Source organism: Pseudorhodoferax sp. LjRoot39, assembly GCF_964253035.1.
Taxonomy (GTDB): domain Bacteria; phylum Pseudomonadota; class Gammaproteobacteria; order Burkholderiales; family Burkholderiaceae_C; genus Pseudorhodoferax.
The window spans coordinates 2,772,032-2,792,295 of the sequence record NZ_CAXUQL020000001.1 but is presented as its reverse complement, the minus strand read 5'-3'; the positions used below and the strand labels follow the sequence as shown (position 1 = coordinate 2,792,295).

The window sequence follows — 20,264 nt, the reverse complement described above, 5'->3', positions numbered from 1 at the left end:
AAGCCCCCACCTCCTCACCCCGATCCACCGTAGTGTCATTTGCTGGCACCAGAGGCCGGGATATGCCCCCGGCAGTGCAGTCACTTTCTTTCGTTTCGCCGAAAGAAAGTAACCAAAGAAAGGGCGACCCCGGTGCCCCCGACCCTGCGCTGGCGCTCCGGGCAACCTGCGGTGCTCGCGGCCTGGGCGCATTGCACAACTCGCACCACTCACTGCGTTCGTTCAGCTCGAACAAGTGCAATGAGTCAGTTCACAAAGCGCGAGGTTCCCCGCGCCGCCCAGGCCACTGCGCTCCTCGGCGTGGGCACAGGGGCCCCGGGAGCGGGGTCACACACGGGCCATCGCTGCGCTCGGCCCCAGCTCCTCTCGCGCAGCCCCCCATCACTGAAACGACAACCCACTTCGGAGACATCCCATGACCGCTGCCACCGTTCCCGCCCGCTCGCTCGCCATCGAAGGCGACATCGGCGTCCTCACGCTGAGCTACCCACCCGTCAATGCGCTCTCGCAGGTCATGCGCGAGGCCATCGTGGAAGGCATGCGCGAGGCCAACGCCAACCCTGCGATCAAGGCCGTGGTCTTGATCTGCGACGGCCGCACCTTCCTGGCCGGCGCCGACATCACCGAATTCGGCAAGCCGCCCAAGGCGCCCTCGCTGCGCGAGGCGCAGGACCAGATCGAGAACGCATCCAAGCCCGTCATCGCCGCCATCCACGGCACGGCCCTGGGCGGCGGTCTGGAGGTTGCCTTGTGCTGCCACTACCGCGTGGCCGTGCCGAGCGCCAAATGCGGCCTGCCCGAGGTGCACCTGGGCCTGCTGCCGGGCGCGGGCGGCACGCAGCGCCTGCCGCGCATCGTGGGCGTGGAGCAGGCGCTGGACATGATCCTCAACGGCAGCCATGTGCCGGCCAAGAAGTGCCTGGAGATGGGCCTGGTCGACGCGCTGGTGCCCGAGGGCGAACTGCGCGCCGGCGCCATCGCGTTCGCGCGGACCGTGCTGGCCGAGAACCGGCCGCTGCGCAAGGTGCGCGACAACGACGACAAGCTCATCGCCGCGCGCGCCCATCCCGAGATCTTCGCCAACGTGCGCCAGGCCAACGCACGCAAGTTCCGCGGCTTCCCGGCCCCCGAGGCCAACATCCAGTGCGTCGAGGCCGCCGTCAACCTCTCCTTCGACGAAGGCCTGGCCACCGAGCGCCGGCTGTTCACCGAACTCGTGGCCGGCACGCCTTCCATCGCGCAGCGCTACGCCTTCTTCGCCGAGCGCAAGGCCACCAAGATCCCCGACGTGCCCGACGACACGCCGACGGTCAAGGTGGCCAAGGTCGGCATCATCGGCGCTGGCACCATGGGTGGCGGCATCGCGATGAACTTCGCCAACGTCGGCATCCCGGTCGTGCTGGTGGAGACCCAGCAGGCCGCGCTGGACCGCGGCCTGGCCGTGGTGCGCAAGAACTACGAAAACTCGGCCAAGCGTGGCCGCTTCACCAGCGAGCAGGTCGAGCAGCGCATGGCCCTGTTGACGGGCAGCCTGCAGATGGAGTCGCTGGCCGACTGCGACCTCGTCATCGAGGCCGTGTTCGAGAACATGGCCGTCAAGAAGGAGATCTTCGGCAAGCTCGACCGCATCTGCAAACCCGGCGCCGTACTGGCCACCAACACCTCCGCGCTGGACGTGAACGAGATCGCCAGCGCCGCCACCTCACGGCCCGAGGCCGTGGTGGGCATGCACTTCTTCTCGCCGGCCAACGTCATGAAGCTGCTGGAAGTCGTGCGTGGTGCCGAGACCAGCCACACTGCGCTGGCCACGGCCATGCAGATCGCCAAGAAGATCGGCAAGGTGGCGGCCGTCTCGGGCGTGTGCCCCGGCTTCATCGGCAACCGCATCCTGGCCGCGCGCAGCGCCCAGGCCCAGGCCATGGTGTTGGAAGGCGCCATGCCCTGGGACATCGACCAGGTGCTCTACGACTTCGGTCTGCCCATGGGCCCGTTCGCGATGAGCGACCTCGCGGGCCTGGACATCGGCTGGAGCAAGGAGACCAGCAAGGGCGCCACCATCCGCGAGCGCCTGTGCGAGATGGACCGGCGCGGCCAGAAGAACGGTGCCGGCTACTACGACTACGAGGTGGTGGACGGCACGCGCATTGCCAAGCCCAGCGAGGTCACGCGCGGGATCATCCGTGACCTCATGGGCGAACAGGGCAAGGTGGCGCGAGAGATCAGCAAGGAAGAGATCCTGGAGCGCTGCGTGTACGCCATGGTCAACGAGGGGGCCAAGATCCTGGACGAGGGGATTGCCATCCGGGCCAGCGACATCGACGTGGTGTGGGTCAACGGCTACGGGTGGCCGGTGTACCGAGGTGGGCCGATGTTCTATGCGGATACGGTGGGACTGGGAACCGTCGTCGAGAAGCTCAAGGGGTATGGGGGGCGGATGGGCCCGGGGTTCACCGTGTCGCCGTTGCTGGAGAGGATGGCGGCGGAGGGGCAGCGTTTCACCAAGTAAGGCGGTGGCGCGGGCGCCTTCTTATCGTCCCGGGTCCACATTGTTCTAGAGAGCAACCACAACGTGTCGTTATTTCCAAAGAACAAGAACACGTTCCATTGACGTGTCGCCGCCTGCGACATACGCTCCCTACCTGTCGACAAAACAGGCTTTTTGCACCATGACCGACGCCATCCCCGCCTGGCGCCCCGAGCAGCCCTACAACCTGCTGCCTGCACTTCCTCCGGCGCACGCGTTGGAAACCAGGGTCGTGCTCAAGGCCTGCATCGAGGCGCGCGCCGCGCTGGCCGAACTCAAGCAGGCGGCCGAGCTCATCCCCAACCAGGCGATGCTGATCAACACCATCCCGCTGCTGGAAGCCAAGGACAGTTCGGAGATCGAGAACATCGTCACCACGACCGACCAGCTGTTCCAGTACGCGCAGGGCTACGACAGCGCCGATGCCGCCACCAAGGAAGCGCTGCGTTACCGCACCGCCCTGCACCAGGGCTTCCAGTCGCTCCAGGCGCGGCCGCTGTGCACGGCCACCGCCGTCGATGTCTGCCGTACGCTCAAGGGCGTGGAGATGGACATCCGCCGCACCCCCGGCACCCAGCTTGCCAACGACCGCACCGGCGAGGTGGTCTACACCCCGCCCGAAGGCGAAGCCCGCCTACGCGACATGCTGGCCAACTGGGAGCGTTTTCTGCACGAGCAGACCGAACTGGACCCCTTGGTCCGCATGGCAGTGGGCCACTACCAGTTCGAGGCGATCCATCCGTTCATCGATGGCAACGGCCGCACCGGCCGCGTGCTCAACATCCTCTATCTCATCCAGCAAGAGCTGCTGAGCCTGCCCATCCTGTACCTGAGCCGCCACGTGATTGCGCACAAGGCCGACTACTACCGCCTGCTGCTCGGCATCACCCGCGACCAGGCCTGGGAGCCGTGGCTGCTGTTCATGCTGCAGGCCGTGGCCGACACATCGAAATGGACGACCAGCAAGATTGCCGCCATCCGCACGCTTGCCGAACACACCACCGAGCATGTGCGCACGCGGCTGCCCAAGATCTACAGCCGGGAGCTGGTGGACGTGGTCTTCGAACAGCCCTATTGCCGCATCGGCAACCTCGTGGACAAGGGCATCGCCCAGCGCCAGGCCGCATCGCGCTACCTGCACGACCTGGCCGACCTCGGCGTGTTGCGCGAAATGCCGTTCGGCAAGGAGAAGCTGTTCATCCACCCGAAGCTGATGCAGCTGCTCAGCCGCGACAGCAACCAGTTCCAGGCTTACGCCTGAGCCAGCCGCTCCACGCTATGCGCCGTCCGCGCGCACCAGGATCTTCCCGGGCACCCCGCGGCCTTCCAAGGCCTGCAGCGCCTGCACGGCCTCGCCCAGCGCGTAGCTGCAGCCGATCAGCGGCCGCAGCACGCCCTGGTTGGCCAGGGCCTCCACGCGCGCAAACACCTGCGCGCGCTGCTCCGGATGGCGGCGCAGGTACTCGCCAGCGCGCACGCCGAAGACGGCCAGGCCCTTGATCAGCGCCCGGTTGGTGGCCAGCGTCGCGATGCGGCCGCTGGCGAAGCCCAGCACCAGCAGCCGGCCGCCCCAGGCCACGGCCCGCATGGATTCGTCGAAGACATCGCCGCCGACTGGGTCGACGACCACGTCGGCCCCGTGCCCGTCGGTGTGCTGCAGCACGGCATCCCGAAAGCCGGGCCTGGCGCTCACCGTGCGGATGCCCAGGGCCGCCAGCGCCGTGATCTGTTGTGGATCGGTGGCCGTGGCGATGACCTCGGCACCCAGATACTGGCCGAGCCGCGCGCAGGCGTGGCCGACACCGCCCCGCGCCCCGTGCACCAGCAGGCGCTCGGACGGCTGCAGCTTGCCCACCACCTCCAGCGCCACCACGGCCGTCAGGCCGGTGACGTGATGGCAGGCGGCCTCGTCCAGGTCCAGTTGCTGCGGCCGCCGCCGCAGCGCCGTGGCCGGCAACACGATCTCCTGCGCCAGGGCACCGGTCTTCTCGTTGAAGCAGACCTCGTCGCCGGGTCGCCAGCCCGACACCTGCGCACCGCACTCGGCCACCGTGCCGCTGCCTTCCATGCCGGGCACGAACGGCAGTTCGGGCTTGAACTGGTAGCCGCCGCGTGTCATCAGCAGGTCGGGAAAGTTCAGGCCAGCCCCGTGGATGCGCACCCGCACCTCGGACGGTTCCAGTGCACGGCGCGGCAACGCGCGCAACTGCAGGCCCGACAGGTCGTCCGAGAGCCTGTCGCAAACGAGGGCAAGGTAGGTCGACATGGGCCGCAGCTTAGTGTTCGGGCACACCGCGGCGCTTCGTCCATTGCGACGAAAGCGCGACCCGGGGTTCCGGGCATCGGGAAGCAGACGCCTGGCGAGGACGTCCCCGCCCGTCCGATGGCCCCCCTCCGCCGTCCCCCAGAACATCGCCTCCGGCTCCCCCTGCGAACACCCGGCCGCGATCTTCTTCATCGCATTCCAGCAGCCCACATACGGCAGCGCGCGCCGGTCCCGGCCGAAGCCGTTGTCGGGCATGGCCTGGCTGCCGAGCTTGGCAACCGCGTTGGGGCAGCGCGCAATCTCTTCGATGCCGCGCTGCCGCTTGCTGACAACCACTTCGTGCTGCCCGACTGCGACACCGTGACCGGAGCCACCTCGCGCTCTCAAGCCCCGCCTACTTGAGCGAGTTCAGCATGACTTCCCGAATCTTCCCATCCTCCACCACCGCAGCCCGCCCATCCGCCTCCGAACTGCCAGTAGCGTCAACACCGGACACCCCGAACATGTTCTCCCTGCGCGGCATGGTCTTGAAGGCCTCGCTGAGCTTGGCGCGGATGGCCGTGGCGTCGGTCACGCTGCCGGCCAGCTTCATGGCCAGCGCAGTGGCATGGACGGCGCTGTAATTCAAGGAAGTCTCCGAGGTCACGAGCCGGTTCGGGTACAGCTTCTGGAAGCGCTGCACGAAGGCGACCGACTCGGGCAGCTTGTCTTCCATGACCGGCAGCACGCCGATGGCACCGTTGAGCGAACCGTAACCGCCGCTGACCTTGGCCACCTCGTCCAGCTTGGCCTGGTCGATCAGGATGAAGCCGCCCTTGAAGCCGAGTTCGCGGGCCTGCTTGACCACGAGACCGGTCGGCTCCGACGGTCCGCCGATGAACAGCACATCGGGCTTGCCGGCCAGCGCGCGGCTGACACCGCTGTAGAAGTCCGTCGCCCGCGTGTAGCTCATGGGGTTGTCGGCCACCACCTTGCCGCCGGCCTTTTCGAGCAGGGGCTTGAACGCTGCGTTCCAGGCCTTGGCGTAGTCGTGGTCGGCATCGGCGATGGCCACGTTCTTGCCGAACTTCTTCGTCGTGTAGTTGATGAAGGGCTCGATGTAAGAGGTGAAGTCCGGCGGAATCCGCAAGGTCAGCTTGTTGCCGCGCGCGGTGATCTGCGGTGTGCTGCTGTAGGCCAGCACCAGGTACTTCTGCGCTTCGTTGTTGGTCTGCAGGGCGTAGATCCCGCCAGAGTGCGGCACCAGGATGGCCGGTGTCTTGCTCTCCTGCACCAGGCGCTGCGCGTTGATGGCGGTCTCCGACGGGTTGTACTTGTCGTCCAGCGCCGCGATCTCCAGCTTGTACTTCTTGCCGGCGACCTCGAAGCCTGCGGCATTGATTTCGTCCACGGCCATGTTCATGCCGTCCAGCACGTTCTTGCCGTACAGGGCAGCGCCGCCACTCAGGGGGCCCGAGAAGCCGATCTTCACGACCTCCTGCGCCCAGGCAGGGGCAGTGAGCACCAGCCCGGCGGCGAGTGCGGTGGCAAGACGGGTGGGTTGCAAACGCATGGCAGTCTCCTTCGTGTGAAAAATAAACGCTCAGGCGCCGATGTAGGCGCGCCGCACGGCTTCGTTGTTTAGCAGGCTTTCGCGGTCGCCTTCGAGCACGATGCGTCCACGCTCCAGCACATAGGCGCGGTGTGCGATGCGCAGTGCCGCGAAGGCGTTCTGCTCGGCCAGCAGCACCGTGGTGCCGGCCTGGTTGATGCGCTGGATGACCTCGAACACCATCTTGACCACCAGAGGTGCGAGGCCGAGCGAGGGTTCGTCCAGCAGCAGTGCCTTGGGCCGGCCCATCAGTGCGCGGCCGATGGCCACCATCTGCTGCTGGCCGCCGCTCAGGGAGCCGGCCGGATCGTCCTTCTTCTCGTCGAGGATGGGGAACATGCCCAGCACCTCGTCCAGCACCTTCTGGTTGCCGGCACGGTCGCCGCGGTGCACATAGGCGCCCAGCGTGAGGTTCTTCAGCACCGACATCTGCGGGAACAGCTTGCGCCCCTCCGGGCACTGCACCACGCCGGAGGCCACGATCTGCGACGGCTTCATGCCGACGAGTTCCCGGTTCTGGAACTTGATGCTGCCGCCGGCTGCCTTGTGCAGGCCGCTGGCGGTCAGGAAGATCGAGCTCTTGCCGGCACCGTTCGCGCCCAGCAGCACCACGAGTTCGCCCTCGCGCGCATGCAGGTTCACGCCGTCCAGTGCGCGGAAGCTGCCGTAGTTGAGGCTGACCTGGTCAAGCGCGAGCATCGGCGGTCTCCAGATGGTCGATGCCCGCGTGGTCGGTGCCGAGGTAGGCATCGATCACGGCCGGGTTGCGGCGGATCTCGGCCGGCGTTCCTTCGGCGATGCGCTCGCCATGGTTCAGCACCAGGATCTTGTCGGCCAGGCTCATGATCATGTCCATCTTGTGCTCGATCAGGCAGACGGTCAGGCCGCTCCTCACCATCTTGCGGATCAGCTCGGCGAGGCCGAGCGTCTCGTCCGGGTTCACACCGCCGGCGGGCTCGTCCAGCAGCACCAGCGACGGGTCGGTCGACAAGGCCAGCGCAAACGCCAGGCGCTTGCGCTCTTCCTGCGAGATGTCGCCGGCCACCCGGTGCTCCAGGTGGGCCAGGCCGACGAAGTCGAGCGCCGCACGCGCCTTCTCGCGGCAGGCCTGCTCTTCCTGCCGCAGCCGCCGGGAGCCGACCAGCACATCCCAGAGACCGGAGCGCGTGCGCAGGCGGTGGCCGACGATCAGGTTGTCGAGCACGCTGGCCACGTCGAACAGCGTCGTGGTCTGGAAGGTGCGCGCGATGCCCAGGCGCGCCATCTGGTCCGCTGGCAGGTTGGTGACATCCTGGCCCTGGAAGACGATGCGCCCGCTGGTGGGCCGGTGCACGCCGTTGATCAGGTTGAAGAAGGTGGTCTTGCCAGCGCCGTTGGGGCCGATGATGGCGTTGATGCGGCCGGCCTCGATGGTGGTGCTGACGTCGTTGACGGCCGCCAGGCCGCCGAAGCGTTTCGTCAGGTGGCTGATCTCAAGCATGGCGATCTCCTCCCGCCGGTGCACGTTGTGCCGCGACGCGGCGCACGCGCCAGGCCAGGAAGCTGCCGACGATGCCGTGCGGCACGAAGATCACCAGCAGGATCAGGATGGGCCCGAACACGATGAAGCGGTACTCCTGCAGGAACTGCAGGTACTGCGCGAGCCAGGGCATCATGATGGCGCCGACCAGCGGCCCGAGCAGGGTGCCCAGCCCGCCGACCAGCATCGACACCGTCATGTCGAACGTGGTCTCCACGCCCGCCAGGCCCGGGCCGAGGAAGCGCACGAAGCCGGCATAGAGGCCGCCGGCCATGCCCGCGTAGAACACCGACAGCATGAAGGCCAGCAGCTTGGTGCGCATCAGGTTGATGCCGATCGACTCGGCCAGCGCATCGCTGTTGCGGATGGCCATGAACGAGCGTCCCAGCAGCGAGCGCGTGATGCGGTGCATCAGCCAGACGCCCACCACGAGCACGGCGAACACGAGGTAGTACAGCGACAGCGGCGTCTCGAAGCGCAGCGGGCCGATCGGCGACGGCACCGGAATGCCGATGATGCCGACGGGGCCGTGGGTCAGGCCGTCCCACTTCTCGATGACGAGGAACATGATGTAGCCCACCGACATCGTGAAGATCGAGAAGAAGTGGCCCTTCAGCCGCAGCGACACGATGCCGACGAAGAAGCCCAGCACGGTGGCGAAGACACCCGACAGCGCAAACGCGATCCAGAACGGCACCTGGTGGTCGACCGTCAGGATGCCCACGGTGTAGGCACCGACCGCCATGAAGCCGCTGTGGGCCAGGTTGAACTGGCCCGTGTAGCCCACGATCAGGTTCAGGCCCAGGGTGGCCAGCGCGAAGATGTAGGCGGTCGACATCACCGTGAGGTGGTAGTCGTTGCGGGCCAGCAGCGGAAACGCCAGGCCGGCCGCGAACAGCGCGGCCCAGCCGATGCGTGCAGCGCCCGCGCCCATCAGTGCGCCCCCTTCGAGAAGATGCCCTGTGGGCGCAGCGACAGGATGATCACCAGGATCGCGAAGGCGATGATGTCCTTGTAGTCGGTCGAGATGTAGAAGGCGCCGAAGCTCTCGGCGAAGCCGATGATCAGGCCGCCGACGATGGCGCCCGGCACGCTGCCCATGCCGCCCAGGATGATGATGACGAAGGCCTTGGTGATCACCAGATTGCCCATGGCCGGAAAGACCAGGTTGATCGGCGCGAACAAGGCGGCCGCCACGGCGGCGAGGGCGCCCGAGATGGCGAAGGTCAGCATGGCGACGCGGTTGGCGTCGATGCCCACCAGCGAGGCCCCGTCGCGGTTCTGGGCCATGGCGACGATGGTCGAGCCCATGACCGTGCGCGTGAGGAACAGGTGCAGCGCCAGCATCAGCGCGAAGGCGGCGCCGATGATCAAGAGGCGCTGCACCGGCGCGGTGACGCCGGCCACTTCGACCATGCCGCCGTAGGGCGTCGGCATGCGGTGGAAGTCTGCGCCCCAGATGGCCTGCGCACCGGCCTCCAGGAACAGCAGCAGGCCGATGGCCGCGATCATGGGATGCAGCCCGCTGGCGTTGCGCAAGGGGTGGAACACCAGGCGTTCGGCCAGCGTGGCCAGCACCGCCACGCACAGCGCGGCACCGGCCATGGCCACCCAGTAGTTCAGCCCCCACGCCACCATGAGGTGGAAGGACGCGAACGCACCGACCATGTAGAACGCGCCGTGCGCGAAGTTGGGCACGTGCAGGATGCCGTAGACCAGCGTCAGCCCGAGTGCCACCAGGCTGTAGATGCCGCCCAGCGTCAGGCCGTTGAGGACCTGCTGAAAGAAAAGCTCCATCTCGTCTCCATTCCTTGAGGGGTGCGCCGCGCTGGGGGCTGCTGCAGCGTTCAGAGCCGGTACACCTGCTGCGCCGTGCCATGGAACATGGCGTGTTGCTCGTCCGCCGAATAGCCCTTGGCGATCTTCTTCATCGCGTTCCAGTAGCTCACATAGGGCAGCGAGCGCCGGTCCACCGGGAAGTTGCTTTCGAACATGCAGCGCTGCGGGCCGAAGCATTCGATGGTGTGGCGGTAGTAGCGGCCCTGAGCCTCGACCAGTTCGTCCGAACTGGCGGGCAACGCGCGCCGGTCCCAGCCGAAGCCGTTGTCGGGCATGGCCAGGCCGCCGAGCTTGGCGACCACGTTGGGGCAGCGCGCGATCTCGGCGATGTCGCGTTGCCACTGGCTGAAGATCGCGTCGCGCTGGCCGGCGTAGCCACCCACGCCCAGCGGCGTGCCGAAGTGGTCCAGCACCAGCGTCGTGTCCGGCACGGCACGCGCGAGCGCGGCGAAGGCGGGGTTCTGGTGGTGGTAGTGCCAGGTGTCGTAGCTGTGGCCCAGGCGGCCCAGCAGGGCCACGCCGGCGCGGAAGTCGGCATCCGCGTACAGGCCCTCGCTGCCGCGGCCGGGGATGCTCAGGGCTTCGGGATTCGGGTCACGCGCGCCGGCGTGGCGGATGCCGCGGAACAGGCCTTGCGCAGCGTCCTGCTGCGCGGCCAGTACCTCGCGCAGCTGCGCCTCGCCCTGGCGCAGGTCGGTGTGGCCGACGAAGCCCGCGATCTCGGCGCCGCCACCGCCCTCGCGGCTCGCGCGTGCGATGCCGGCGACGAATTCGGCTTCGCCCACGCTGCGCAAATGCTCTGGCCCCTCGGCGCGGTAGCTGGCCCGGCATTCGATGAACACGGTCTTGCGGATGTTGTGGCCGGCCCCCGTGTCGGCCCAGAGCTGGCCCAGCAGGTAGGGCCCCCAGTCGCCGCGCGAATGCCACAGGTGGTGGTGCGGGTCGATGATGGGACGGTCCGGGGCTATGGGCTCTTCGCGGACCTGGTTCAGCCAGGCGTCGGAGCCGGGTGCGGGATGGGTCATGGTCAGGTCTCCTGAAAGTGGATCTACACAAGGTTGCGCGCGGGCTTGGGCGACAGGCCGATCACGCCCTCGGCCACCAGCGCGTCGAAGCGCGCCGGGCCGATGCCGGCATGGGCCTGCAGCGCGGCCTGGCTGTGCTCGCCGAGCAGAGGCGCCGGGCTGTGCGCGCCCAGGCGCTGGCCGTCCTGGCGGATGGCCGGGCCGACCTGGCGCTGCGGGCCGGACACGGCACGCGCGAGGTCGATGAACAGGTCGGCACCGGCCAGGTCGGCGTCGGCTTCGAGCTGGTCGGCACGCAGCACGGGTGCCGCAGCGATGCCGGCCGCGCGCAATGCGGCCGCGGCCGCAGCGGGCGCCTGCGGGCGCGACCAGGCGGCGATGGCCGCGTCGATGGCGTCCTCATGCGCACGCCGGCCGGCCAAAGTGCGCAGCGCCGGGTCCTGCGCCCAGTCGCTGCGGCCCAGCAGCCCGCACAGCGCGGCAAAGCCCTGCGCGTCGGCCACCTCCAGCGCCAGCCACTGGTCGTCGCCGGCGGCCGGGTAGATGCCGTGCGGCACGGCGTGGCCACGCCGGTTGCCGCGCCGCAGTGGTGCGGTGGGCGCCAACTGGTGCGCCAGCAGCGCCGGCGTGGTGAACTGCAGCATGGCCTCGACCATGCTGATGTTCACGTACTGCCCCTGGCCGTGCCGGCGGCGGTGCACCAGCGCGGTCAGCAGGCCGGCGCAGCCGTAGAGGCCGCCGACCGGGTCGCCGTGCGCCAGGTGCGTCATGGTCGGCGCGGTGCCGGGTGTGCCCGTGAAGCTGGGCAGGCCGCTGCCCTGCTCCAGCGTGGAGCCGTAGGCGCGCGTGCCGGACCAGGCGTTGCCCGTGCCGAAGCAGGACATGGACGCCATCACCACGTCGGGCCGCACTTCGCGCAGCTGCGCGTAGTCCAGGCCGAACTTGGCCATCACGCCGGCGGCCTGGTTCTCGACCACGGCGTCGGCATTGCGCACGAGGTCGCGCGCAATCTGCCGGCCGGCCGGGGTGGTCAGGTCGATGCTGACGCCCTGCTTGCCGCGGTTCATGCCGCAGAAGATGCTGGAGAGCTCGTAGCCGCGCTCGGCGATGAACTCGGGCGTCCAGTTCACGCCGCGCCACCAGTCGGGGTATCGCGCCGCCTCGACCTTGACCACGGTGGCGCCCAGATCGGCCAGCAGGCGCGAAGCCAGCGGCCCGGCCCAGCCCATCGAGAAGTCGACCAGCGTGATGCCCTGCAACGGCGGCGCGTGGGGCGACTCGGCCGGCGCGGCGCCGGACAGCGCCTGGCCCGCCGGGTGCTCGGCCGCCACGGCGCGCGCGGGCGCCAGCTGGGTCGGCACCGGCGTCTCCGTGAGGCCGAAGGGCGTGCGCGGCACCTGCACCGCGCCGCCGGGCAGCGCGAGCCGGCTCAGCGATGCGCGCGCGCCGAAGACCGGGTGCTGCAGGATGCCCTCGGCATCGGGCACCACGACGATGGGCACGCGGTAGTCGCGCCCGACCGCGGCCCATTCGGTGGCCGTGCGCCGGGCCAGCGCGGCGCACAGGCCCTCCTCCACCTCGTCCAGCCGGCCGAAGCGCAGTTCACGCGTGGCCAGGCCCTCGTCGGCGGCCATGGTCTTCAGGTCCAGTGCCTCGCACAGCGCGCGCCACTGGTCGGGCGTGGCCACGGTGATGCCGACCCAGCCCTCGCGGCAGGGGTAGATGCCGACCGGGCTGTTGGGCGCAAAGCGGTTGATGCCCCAGCGCCGCATCGGCTGGCCGTCGCGCTGGAAGAAGTACATGTGCATCTCGGCCAGCACCAGGTTGGCCTCGGCGATGGACACCTCGAGCCGGCGCGGCGCGCCCGCAGGTTCGGCCAGCAGCGCGGCACAGGCGGCGATGTAGGCCGTGACACCGCCGACCATGGTGGCCTGCCGGTCGCCGTTGGCCAGCGGCGGTCCGTCCTCCCGGCCGACCATGTGGGGCATGCCGTTCAAGGCCTGCACGACCAGGTCGCTGCCGGGCCAGCCGTGGCGTGGGTCCCAGCGGCCGAACCACGACAGATCGATGCTGGCCACGCGCGGCTGCAGCGCAGCGGCCGCGCACTGCGAGGCCTCGCCCACCAGCACCAGGTCGAAGCCGCGGCTCAGCGCCTGCACCGCGTCCTGCGCCATGGCCGGCAGCAGCGCCTTGCCGGCCGCGAGCCAGTGGCCGTAGGCCTGCTCGACGGGGTCGTCGGCGCGCACGATGCCGGCCAGGCGCAGCGGCTCGCGCAGGGCCGTGCTGCAGACCTCGGCACCGGCATCGGCCAGCAGGCGGCCACAGTAGGCCGCGGCCGCGCCGCCGCCGATCTCCAGAACGCGCAGGCCGGCCAGAGCGGCACGCTGGGGTGTGGCGCCCGTCATCGGCCGCCCCTCACGGCCGCATGGCCGGGCCGCTGCGGCCCGGCGTGCGCAGCGGCTCGGCCAGGTGCACGAAATCGACCAGGCGCTCGCGCGTGGCGCGCGGGTCGATGATCTCTTCGACCCAGAACTTCTCGGCGCTGCGGAAGGGCGAGCGCAGCGCGTTGAGGCGGGCCTCGATCTTGCGCAGCTCGGCGGCCGGGTCTTCGGCCGCGTCGATGTCGGCGCGGTAGGCGGCCTCGATGCCGCCCTCCAGCGGCAGCGAGCCCCAGCTGGCCGACAGCCAGGCATAGCGCAGCGACAGCCGGCCGCTGGGCTGGTGGGCCGCGCCGGCCACGCCGAAGGCGTTGCGCACGATCACCGTGCACCAGGGCATGGTGGTCTGGTTCATCGCGGCCATGGCGCGCACGCCGTGGCGGATGGTGGCCGTGCGCTCGGCCTCCTGGCCGATCATGAAGCCCGGGCAGTCCATCAGGTAGACGACAGGCAGGTGGAAGGTCTCGGCCAGGTCGACGAAGCGCACCACCTTCTGGCAGGCGTCTGCGCTCCAGGCGCCGCCGTAGTGGTAGGGGTCGCTGGCCAGCAGCAGCACCGGGTGGCCGTCGATGCGCGCCAGCCCGGTGATGATGCTGCGCCCGAACTGCGCGCCCATCTCGAAGAAGCTGCCCGCATCGACCACCGCGGCGATGATGGGCCGCATCTTGTAGACCTGCCGCTTGTTGCGCGGCACGGCCTGCATGAGCGCCTCGTCGGCGCGCGCGGGGTCGTCCTGGCTGGGCAACACGGGCGGCACGCCGTGAACCGAAGAAGGCAGGTACGACAGGAAGCGCCGCACGCAGTCGAAGGCCTCCTCCTCGGTGTCGACCACCTGGTCGATCGCGCCGCTGCGGGCCTGGATGTCGGCTCCGCCCAGCTCCTGCTTGGTGAGGCTCTGGCCCAGCCGCGCCACGAGCGGCGGGCCGGCCACGAACATGGCCGAGCTGCGCGTCATGACCGAGAAGTGGCTCGAGGCCAGCCGCGCCGCGCCGAGCCCGGCGACCGAGCCCAGGCCCAGGCCGACCACGGGCACCTCGCCGAGGTTGGCCGTCATCATGTAGAAGCCGCGCGTCTGGTCCACGCCGCCCGGCAGGTTGGACGCGCCCTTGGTCTCGATGGTCTTGACCGAGCCGCCGCCGCCCGAGCCTTCGATGATGCGCACGATGGGCAGGCGGAAGGACGCGGCCATGTCCTCGGCCATCATCGGCTTGGCGGCGATGGAGGCATCGGCCGAACCGCCGCGCACCGTGAAGTCGTCGCCGACCAGCACCACGGGCCGGCCGTCGATGCGCGCGCGGCCGAACACGCAATTGGCCGGCATCACCTGCTGCAGCCTGCCCTCGGCGTCGTAGGTGCCGATGCCGGACAGCTCGCCGACCTCGTGGAAGCTCTTGGCATCGGCCAGCCGGTCGATGCGCTCGCGCACCGTCAGCCGGCCGGCATCGTGCTGGCGCTGCACCTTGTCGGGCCCGCCCATCTGCCGGGCCATGCCCTGGCGTTGCACCAGTTCGTCGAGTTCGGGGGTCCAGGTCATCGGTGTGTCTCCTTGTCGTTCAGCGTTTGGTGGTCGGGTCCAGCGCCACGCGCATGGACTCGCCCAGCGTGTTGAAGGCCAGCGCGGTCAGCAGGATGGCCATGCCGGGCGCGTACATCTGCTCGGGGGCCAGTTCCATGTTCTGGTACGCCCGCGCCAGCATCGAGCCCCAGCTCGGACTGGGCGGCTGGATGCCCAGGCCCAGGAAGCTCAGCGAGGCCTCGGCCAGCAGCGCCGCCGCCAGCAGCAGCGTGACCTGCACGATCACGGGCTGCACGGTGTTGGGCAGCACATGGCGCCACAGGATGCGCGCCGTGCTCGCGCCGAAGCAGCGCGAGGCATCGACATACAGGTCCTGCCGCACCACCAGCGCGCGCGCCCGCACCAGCCGCGCCAGCTGCGGCGAGAACACGATGCCCACCGAGATCATCCCGTTGGTCAGCCCGATGCCGAGCGCGCCGGTGACGGCGATGGCCAGCACGATGGACGGGAAGGACAGCAGCGCGTCGATGAAGCGGCTGATGCCATCGTCCACCCAGCCGCCCCGGTAGCCGGCCAGCAGGCCCACGGGCACGCCCAGCACGATGGCGATGCCGACCGCCAGCAGGCTGGCGTACAACGTGCTGGCGGCGCCGTGCAGCATGCGGCTGAACACGTCGCGGCCCAGGTCGTCGGTGCCCAGCAGGTGCGCGGCGCTGGGCGCGGCCAGCGTGTTGTCCAGGTCCTGCGCCTCCACGGTATAGGGTGCGATCAGCGGCGCGGTGAGGGCTAGCACCACCAGGGAGGCCAGGAAGGCCAGGCTCAGCGCGGCGCGCAGGTCGCTGCGCAGCCAGGCCAGCAGGCGGCGGATGCCGGTCGGCCGGGCCGCCGGCGGGCGGACCACGGTGCCGACATCTTGGAGAGGTTGGACGGTACTCATGCGATGCGCGGGTCGAGGAAGGTGTAGAGCAGGTCGGCCGTGAGGTTCACCGCGATGACCACCAGCACCATCACGAACACCACGCCCTGCACCACGGGCAGGTCGCGCGTGAGCGCGGCGTTGACGATCAGGTTGCCCATGCCCGGGATGGCGAACACGGCCTCGACCACCACCGTGGCCGCCAGCATGCGGTTGAACAGCAGCGTGACCACGGTCAGCAGGTTGACGCCGGCGTTCTTGAGCCCGTGCTTCCAGAGGATGGCGGCGGGGCTCAGGCCCTTGGCGCGCAGCGTACGCACGGGCGGCGAGGACAGGATCTCCACCAGCGAGCTGCGCAGCTGGCGCGAGACCTCGGCCACGCCGCCCGCGGCCAGCGCCAGCGCCGGCAGGATGGCGTGGTGCAGCGCGGGCCAGATGCCGTCCTGCAGCGGCTTGGCGCCGGTGGCGGGGAACCAGCCGAAGTCCAGCGCCAGCCAGGCCACCAGCAGCATGGCGAGCCAGAAGTTGGGCACGGCGATGCCCAGCGAGGCGATGGAGGTCACGGCCCGGTCGCGCAGCCCGTCGGGCCGGCTGGCGGCCAGCATGCCCAGCGGGACGCCGACCAGCAGCGCCACGCCCATGGCCAGCACCACGATCAGCAGCGTGTTCGGGAAGGCCCGCGCGATCGAGCGCGCCACCTCCTCGCCGGTGGCCAGCGAGCGCGACAGGTCGCCCTGCACGGCATGCGCGAGCCAGCTGCCGTACTGCACGAGAAAGGGCCGGTTCAGGCCGTAGATCTCGCGGATCTCGTGGATGCGGGCCTCGGTCGCGTTCTCGCCGGCCAGCGTGATCGCGATGTCACCCGGCATCAGCTTGAGCAGGCTGTAGACCACGAAGGTGGCCAGCACCAGCACCGGCACGGCCTGCAGCAGCCGCCGCCGGACCACGCGCAGGCGCCCCGAGCTCAGCATGGCACGCCCCCGCTCTCGTTCAGGGCAGCATTCATTGCAGCGCGATGAACTCGTACTTGGGCTTGCCCAGCAGGTTGGACGTGTAGCCCTGGACCTTGGACGAGGCGGCCACCAGCTCGTACTGGAAGGCCAGCGGCACCACCAGCGCGTTCTCCATCACATGGCGCTGCAGCCGCCGGAAGATCAGCGTGCGCGACTCGATGCGCTCGGCCACGCGGCTCTCGGCCAGCATGTCGGCCAGCTCCTTGCCGGTGTCCACGCGGCCGGCGTTGAAGTAGGCGTCCTTGCTGTACATCAGGCTGTAGGTCATGCTCGGATCGGGCCGGCCGGTCCAGGCCGACAGCAGCATGTCGAACTTCTTCTCGGTGCCGAAGAACTGGCCGCTGATCTCGGGGATGGTGCCGGTGATGAACTTGAGCCGGATGCCGGCCTCGCGCAGTTGCTCCATGATGATCTCGCTGCGCCGCACCGAATCCTGGTCGGTGTAGCTGCCCACGGAGAGCTCGATGCCGTCCTTGTAGCCGGCCTCGGCGAGCAACTGGCGCGCCTTGGCCACGTCGCGCAGGTACAGGCCCACCAGGCTTTCGTCGAAGGCCCAGTGGCTCTTGGGCAGGTTCATGTAGGCGGGCTCGCCCACGCCGGCCAGCGAGCCCTTCACGAAGGCCTGGCGGTCCACCGCATGGTTGATGGCCTGGCGCACCTTGAGCTTGTCCAGGCCCGGCTTGGCCATGTTCAGGTACAGCTGCAGGCAGTACAGGGTGGGGCCGCTGATCTGGCGCAGCTGCTTGGCCTTGGTGATGAGGGGGATCAGCCGCGGCGGCACCTGGTAGGCGAAGTCGTTCTGCCCGCTGACCACCGCCCGCAGGCCCGTGGCCAGCTCGGGGATGATGAAGAACTCGATGCCGTCGACGAAGGCGCGGTCCTTGCGCCAGTAGTTGTCGGCGCGCGTGACCTCGACCTTCTCGTTGGCCGCCCAGCGCACGATCTTCCAGGGGCCGGCCCCCACCGGCTTGCGGTCATGCTCGGCGCCCAGCGCCTGCACGGCCTTGGGCGAGACCATCATGCCGGCGCGGTCCGACAGGATGGCCGGCAGCGCGGTGTCGGGCCGCTGCAGCTTCACCGTCACCTGCAGCGGGCCGCTGACCAGCACCTCGCCCACGTTCTGCAGGTCGGCCTTGATGTTGGAGCGTGGGTCCTGCCGGTTGCGGTCGAAGTTGAACTTGACAGCCTCGGCGTTCATCGGCGTGCCGTCGTGGAAGACGATGCCGGGCTGGATGTCCAGCACCATGGTCAGCGGGTCCGGGAACGAGAACCTGGCCATGCCCGGCTTGGTCTTGAGCGTCTGGTAGTCCCACTCGACCAGGGTGTCGAAGATGGTCCACAGGAAGGTGTGGTCGGAGCCCGCGCCGCCCGTGGCCGGGTCCAGGCTGGAAGGGTTGGCGTTGGCCGAGACCTTGAGCACGCCGCCGCGTTTGGGGGCGGCGGCCTGGGCCCAGGCGCCGCCCGTGGCGGCCGTGCCGGCGATGGCGCCGGCCATCACCATGAGGTCTCTGCGCGACAACCCCAAGGATGCGCGCTCGGTTTCGGATGCGGATGCTGGCTGGCTCATGCTTGTCTCCTTCTGTGGTGTTCTGTGAAGCGCTCTGCCGCGGGCCGCGCGCTCAGGGGCCTTGCCGCTGCGGCGGCCCGTCGGCCGTGGCGTAGTGGCAGGCCGCCCAGTGCGCGGGCCGCAGCTCGCGCCAGGCCGGCACCTCGGCCGTGCAGCGCGGTTGCGCGCTGGGACAGCGCGTGCGGAAGCGGCAGCCCGAGGGCGGGTCGATCGGGCTCGGGATCTCGCCCTGCAGCACGATGCGCTTGTGGGTGCGCAGGTGCGAGGGCAGCGGCAGCGGGTCGGCCGACATCAGCGCCTCGGTGTAGGGGTGCAGCGGGCGCTCGCCCACGGCCTCGGTCGGCCCGACCTCCATGAGCCGGCCCAGGTAGGTCACGGCGATGCGGTCGCTCACGTGCGAGACCACCGACAAGTCGTGCGTGATGAAGACGTAGGTCAGGCCCAGCTCGCGCTGCAGGTCGGCGAACAGGTTCAGCACGTCGCCGCGGATCGACACGTCCAGCGCCGCCACCACCTCGTCGCAGACGATGAGCTTGGGCTGCAACGTGAGCGCGCGCGCGATGTTGATGCGCTGCTTCTGCCCGCCCGACAGCATGTGCGGGTAGCGCTGCGCGTACTCGGCCGCGATGCCGACCCGGTCCAGCGCCTGCAGCGCGCGGCGCTCGCGCTCGGCCGCGTTCATGCCGCCGGCGATCTCCAGCGGCTCGCACACGCTGTCGAGCACGCGCTGGCGCGGGTTCAGCGCGGCATGCGGGTCCTGGAAGATGATCTGGTAGTCGCGCCGGTGCGCACGCAGCGCCCGCGCGCCCAGCGTGCGCGGGTCCACGCCGTCGTGCAGCACCTGGCCTTCGGTCGGCGGTAGCAGCGACACCAGGGCCCGGCCCAACGTGGTCTTGCCCGAGCCCGATTCGCCGATGATGCCGAAGGTCTCGCCGGCCAGCACATCGAAGCTCACGCCGTCGACGGCGCGCACGGTCTGGCCGCGCTCGGGCAACGGGAAGCGGATGGCGAGGTCGCGCACGCTGAGCAGCGGCGGCGCGGCTGTGGCGGCAGTCAATTCAGCACTCCCGGCAGGCTCAGCTCGGTGGCACGTTCACAGCGCGCCAGGTGGCCGACCTCGACCTGCTGCGCCACCTGCTCCTCGACGCAGTGCGGCAGGGCGTGGTCGCAGCGTTCGCGGAAGCGGCAGCCAGCGGGCATCTCGCTCGGCGAGGGCACACGGCCCCGGATCGACGGCAGGGCCTCGCGCCGCTTGGCCAGCCGCGGCAGCGAGCGCAGCAGGCCCGAGGTGTAGGGATGGCGCGGCCGCACCAGCGCGGCGTCGACCGGGCCGTCCTCGACGATCTCGCCCGCGTACATGGTCAGCATGCGCGTGCAGACCTCGGCCACCACGCCCAGATCGTGGCTGATGAACAGCATGGCCGTGCCCGCGCGCTCGCTGAGTTCGCGCAGCAGGTCGGTGATCTGGGCCTGCACCGTGACGTCCAGCGCGGTGGTGGGCTCGTCGGCGATCAACAGCTTGGGCTCGCAGATCAGGGCCATGGCGATCATCACGCGCTGGCGCATGCCGCCGGAGAACTGGTGCGGGTACTCGTCGAAGCGGCGCGCGGGCGAGGGGATGCCGACGCGCGCGAGCGCCTGGACCGCGCGCTCACGCGCCTCGGCCGCGCTCACCGGGAAGTGGCAGCGGTAGGCCTCGGCGATCTGGTGGCCGATGCTGAACACAGGGTCCAGCGCGGTCATCGGCTCCTGGAAGATCATCGCGATGTCGCGCCCGCGGATGGCCTGCATGCGTGCCTCGGGCAGGCCGACCAGGTCCTGCCCCTGCATCCGCACGCGGCCCTCGATCACGGTGTTCTGCGGCGGCAGCAGCCGCAGGATGGACAGGCCGGTGACCGACTTGCCGCAGCCGCTCTCGCCCACCACGCCGAGCCGCTCGCCGGCCGCGATGGAGAAGTTCAGCTTGCGCGTGACCGCCACCTGGCCACGCGCGGTGAGGAAGGACACGGAGAGATCCTGGACTTCGAGCATGGTGGGGCCGTGTGGGTCA

General features: G+C 69.6%; 16 protein-coding genes. 2 read left to right on the top strand and 14 right to left on the bottom strand.

Annotation, left to right across the window (positions count from 1 at the left end; translation table 11 throughout):
- Window positions 1-415: 415 nt before the first annotated feature.
- Both ACSQ4M_RS13190 and fic read left to right on the top strand, forming a co-directional pair.
- Complete coding sequence (locus ACSQ4M_RS13190; RefSeq protein WP_436189971.1) at window positions 416-2,506, top strand: 3-hydroxyacyl-CoA dehydrogenase NAD-binding domain-containing protein; 2,091 nt, start codon at window positions 416-418, stop codon at window positions 2,504-2,506.
- 160 nt (window positions 2,507-2,666) lie between these two features.
- Entirely contained in the window at window positions 2,667-3,785 is a 1,119-nt protein-coding gene (fic, locus tag ACSQ4M_RS13185; protein WP_436189970.1) for a protein adenylyltransferase Fic, read from the top strand.
- Window positions 3,786-3,800: 15 nt separating this feature from the next.
- On the opposite strand, the gene ACSQ4M_RS13180 is transcribed toward fic, so the two are convergent.
- The 14 genes from ACSQ4M_RS13180 to ACSQ4M_RS13115 all read right to left on the bottom strand — a co-directional run bounded on the left by ACSQ4M_RS13180 (window position 3,801) and on the right by ACSQ4M_RS13115 (window position 20,245).
- Entirely contained in the window at window positions 3,801-4,790 is a 990-nt protein-coding gene (locus tag ACSQ4M_RS13180) for an NADPH:quinone oxidoreductase family protein (protein ID WP_436189969.1), read from the bottom strand.
- A 394-nt stretch (window positions 4,791-5,184) separates the two neighbouring features.
- A complete protein-coding gene (locus ACSQ4M_RS13175) occupies window positions 5,185-6,342 on the bottom strand; it encodes an ABC transporter substrate-binding protein (RefSeq protein ID WP_436189968.1) in 1,158 nt (385 codons plus the stop codon).
- Window positions 6,343-6,372: 30 nt separating this feature from the next.
- Window positions 6,373-7,080: an ABC transporter ATP-binding protein gene (locus ACSQ4M_RS13170; RefSeq protein ID WP_436189967.1), complete on the bottom strand. Its 708-nt coding sequence runs from the start codon at window positions 7,078-7,080 to the stop codon at window positions 6,373-6,375.
- Window positions 7,067-7,861 carry an ABC transporter ATP-binding protein gene (locus ACSQ4M_RS13165; protein ID WP_436189966.1) on the bottom strand — a complete coding sequence of 265 codons (795 nt, stop codon included), beginning with the start codon at window positions 7,859-7,861 and terminating at the stop codon, window positions 7,067-7,069. The genes ACSQ4M_RS13170 and ACSQ4M_RS13165 overlap by 14 nt, the downstream gene beginning before the upstream one ends.
- Window positions 7,854-8,834 carry a branched-chain amino acid ABC transporter permease gene (locus tag ACSQ4M_RS13160; RefSeq protein ID WP_436189965.1) on the bottom strand — a complete coding sequence of 327 codons (981 nt, stop codon included), beginning with the start codon at window positions 8,832-8,834 and terminating at the stop codon, window positions 7,854-7,856. Before ACSQ4M_RS13160 ends, ACSQ4M_RS13165 begins: the two co-directional genes overlap by 8 nt.
- Window positions 8,834-9,697, bottom strand: coding sequence for a branched-chain amino acid ABC transporter permease (locus ACSQ4M_RS13155; RefSeq protein ID WP_436189964.1), 864 nt, complete (start codon window positions 9,695-9,697; stop codon window positions 8,834-8,836). The genes ACSQ4M_RS13160 and ACSQ4M_RS13155 overlap by 1 nt, the downstream gene beginning before the upstream one ends.
- Before the next feature lie 50 nt (window positions 9,698-9,747).
- Window positions 9,748-10,764, bottom strand: a complete 1,017-nt coding sequence (locus tag ACSQ4M_RS13150; RefSeq protein ID WP_436189963.1) for an amidohydrolase family protein — start codon at window positions 10,762-10,764, stop codon at window positions 9,748-9,750.
- 23 nt (window positions 10,765-10,787) lie between these two features.
- Window positions 10,788-13,169, bottom strand: a complete 2,382-nt coding sequence (locus ACSQ4M_RS13145; protein ID WP_436189962.1) for a CoA transferase — start codon at window positions 13,167-13,169, stop codon at window positions 10,788-10,790.
- Window positions 13,170-13,179: 10 nt separating this feature from the next.
- Window positions 13,180-14,736 carry an acyl-CoA carboxylase subunit beta gene (locus tag ACSQ4M_RS13140; RefSeq protein ID WP_436189961.1) on the bottom strand — a complete coding sequence of 519 codons (1,557 nt, stop codon included), beginning with the start codon at window positions 14,734-14,736 and terminating at the stop codon, window positions 13,180-13,182.
- Window positions 14,737-14,755: 19 nt separating this feature from the next.
- Window positions 14,756-15,655 (bottom strand): ABC transporter permease, encoded by a 900-nt coding sequence (locus ACSQ4M_RS13135; RefSeq protein ID WP_436189960.1) that lies wholly within the window; start codon window positions 15,653-15,655, stop codon window positions 14,756-14,758.
- Window positions 15,652-16,605 carry an ABC transporter permease gene (locus ACSQ4M_RS13130; protein ID WP_436189959.1) on the bottom strand — a complete coding sequence of 318 codons (954 nt, stop codon included), beginning with the start codon at window positions 16,603-16,605 and terminating at the stop codon, window positions 15,652-15,654. The genes ACSQ4M_RS13135 and ACSQ4M_RS13130 overlap by 4 nt, the downstream gene beginning before the upstream one ends.
- Window positions 16,606-16,636: 31 nt before the next feature.
- Window positions 16,637-18,214 (bottom strand): ABC transporter substrate-binding protein, encoded by a 1,578-nt coding sequence (locus tag ACSQ4M_RS13125; RefSeq protein ID WP_436189958.1) that lies wholly within the window; start codon window positions 18,212-18,214, stop codon window positions 16,637-16,639.
- Between the two features lie 52 nt (window positions 18,215-18,266).
- Window positions 18,267-19,271: an ABC transporter ATP-binding protein gene (locus tag ACSQ4M_RS13120; RefSeq protein ID WP_436189957.1), complete on the bottom strand. Its 1,005-nt coding sequence runs from the start codon at window positions 19,269-19,271 to the stop codon at window positions 18,267-18,269.
- The gene (locus ACSQ4M_RS13115; protein ID WP_436189956.1) at window positions 19,268-20,245 is read right to left on the bottom strand and encodes an ABC transporter ATP-binding protein; all 978 of its coding nucleotides are present in this window, start codon (window positions 20,243-20,245) and stop codon (window positions 19,268-19,270) included. The genes ACSQ4M_RS13120 and ACSQ4M_RS13115 overlap by 4 nt, the downstream gene beginning before the upstream one ends.
- Window positions 20,246-20,264: the final 19 nt, after the last annotated feature.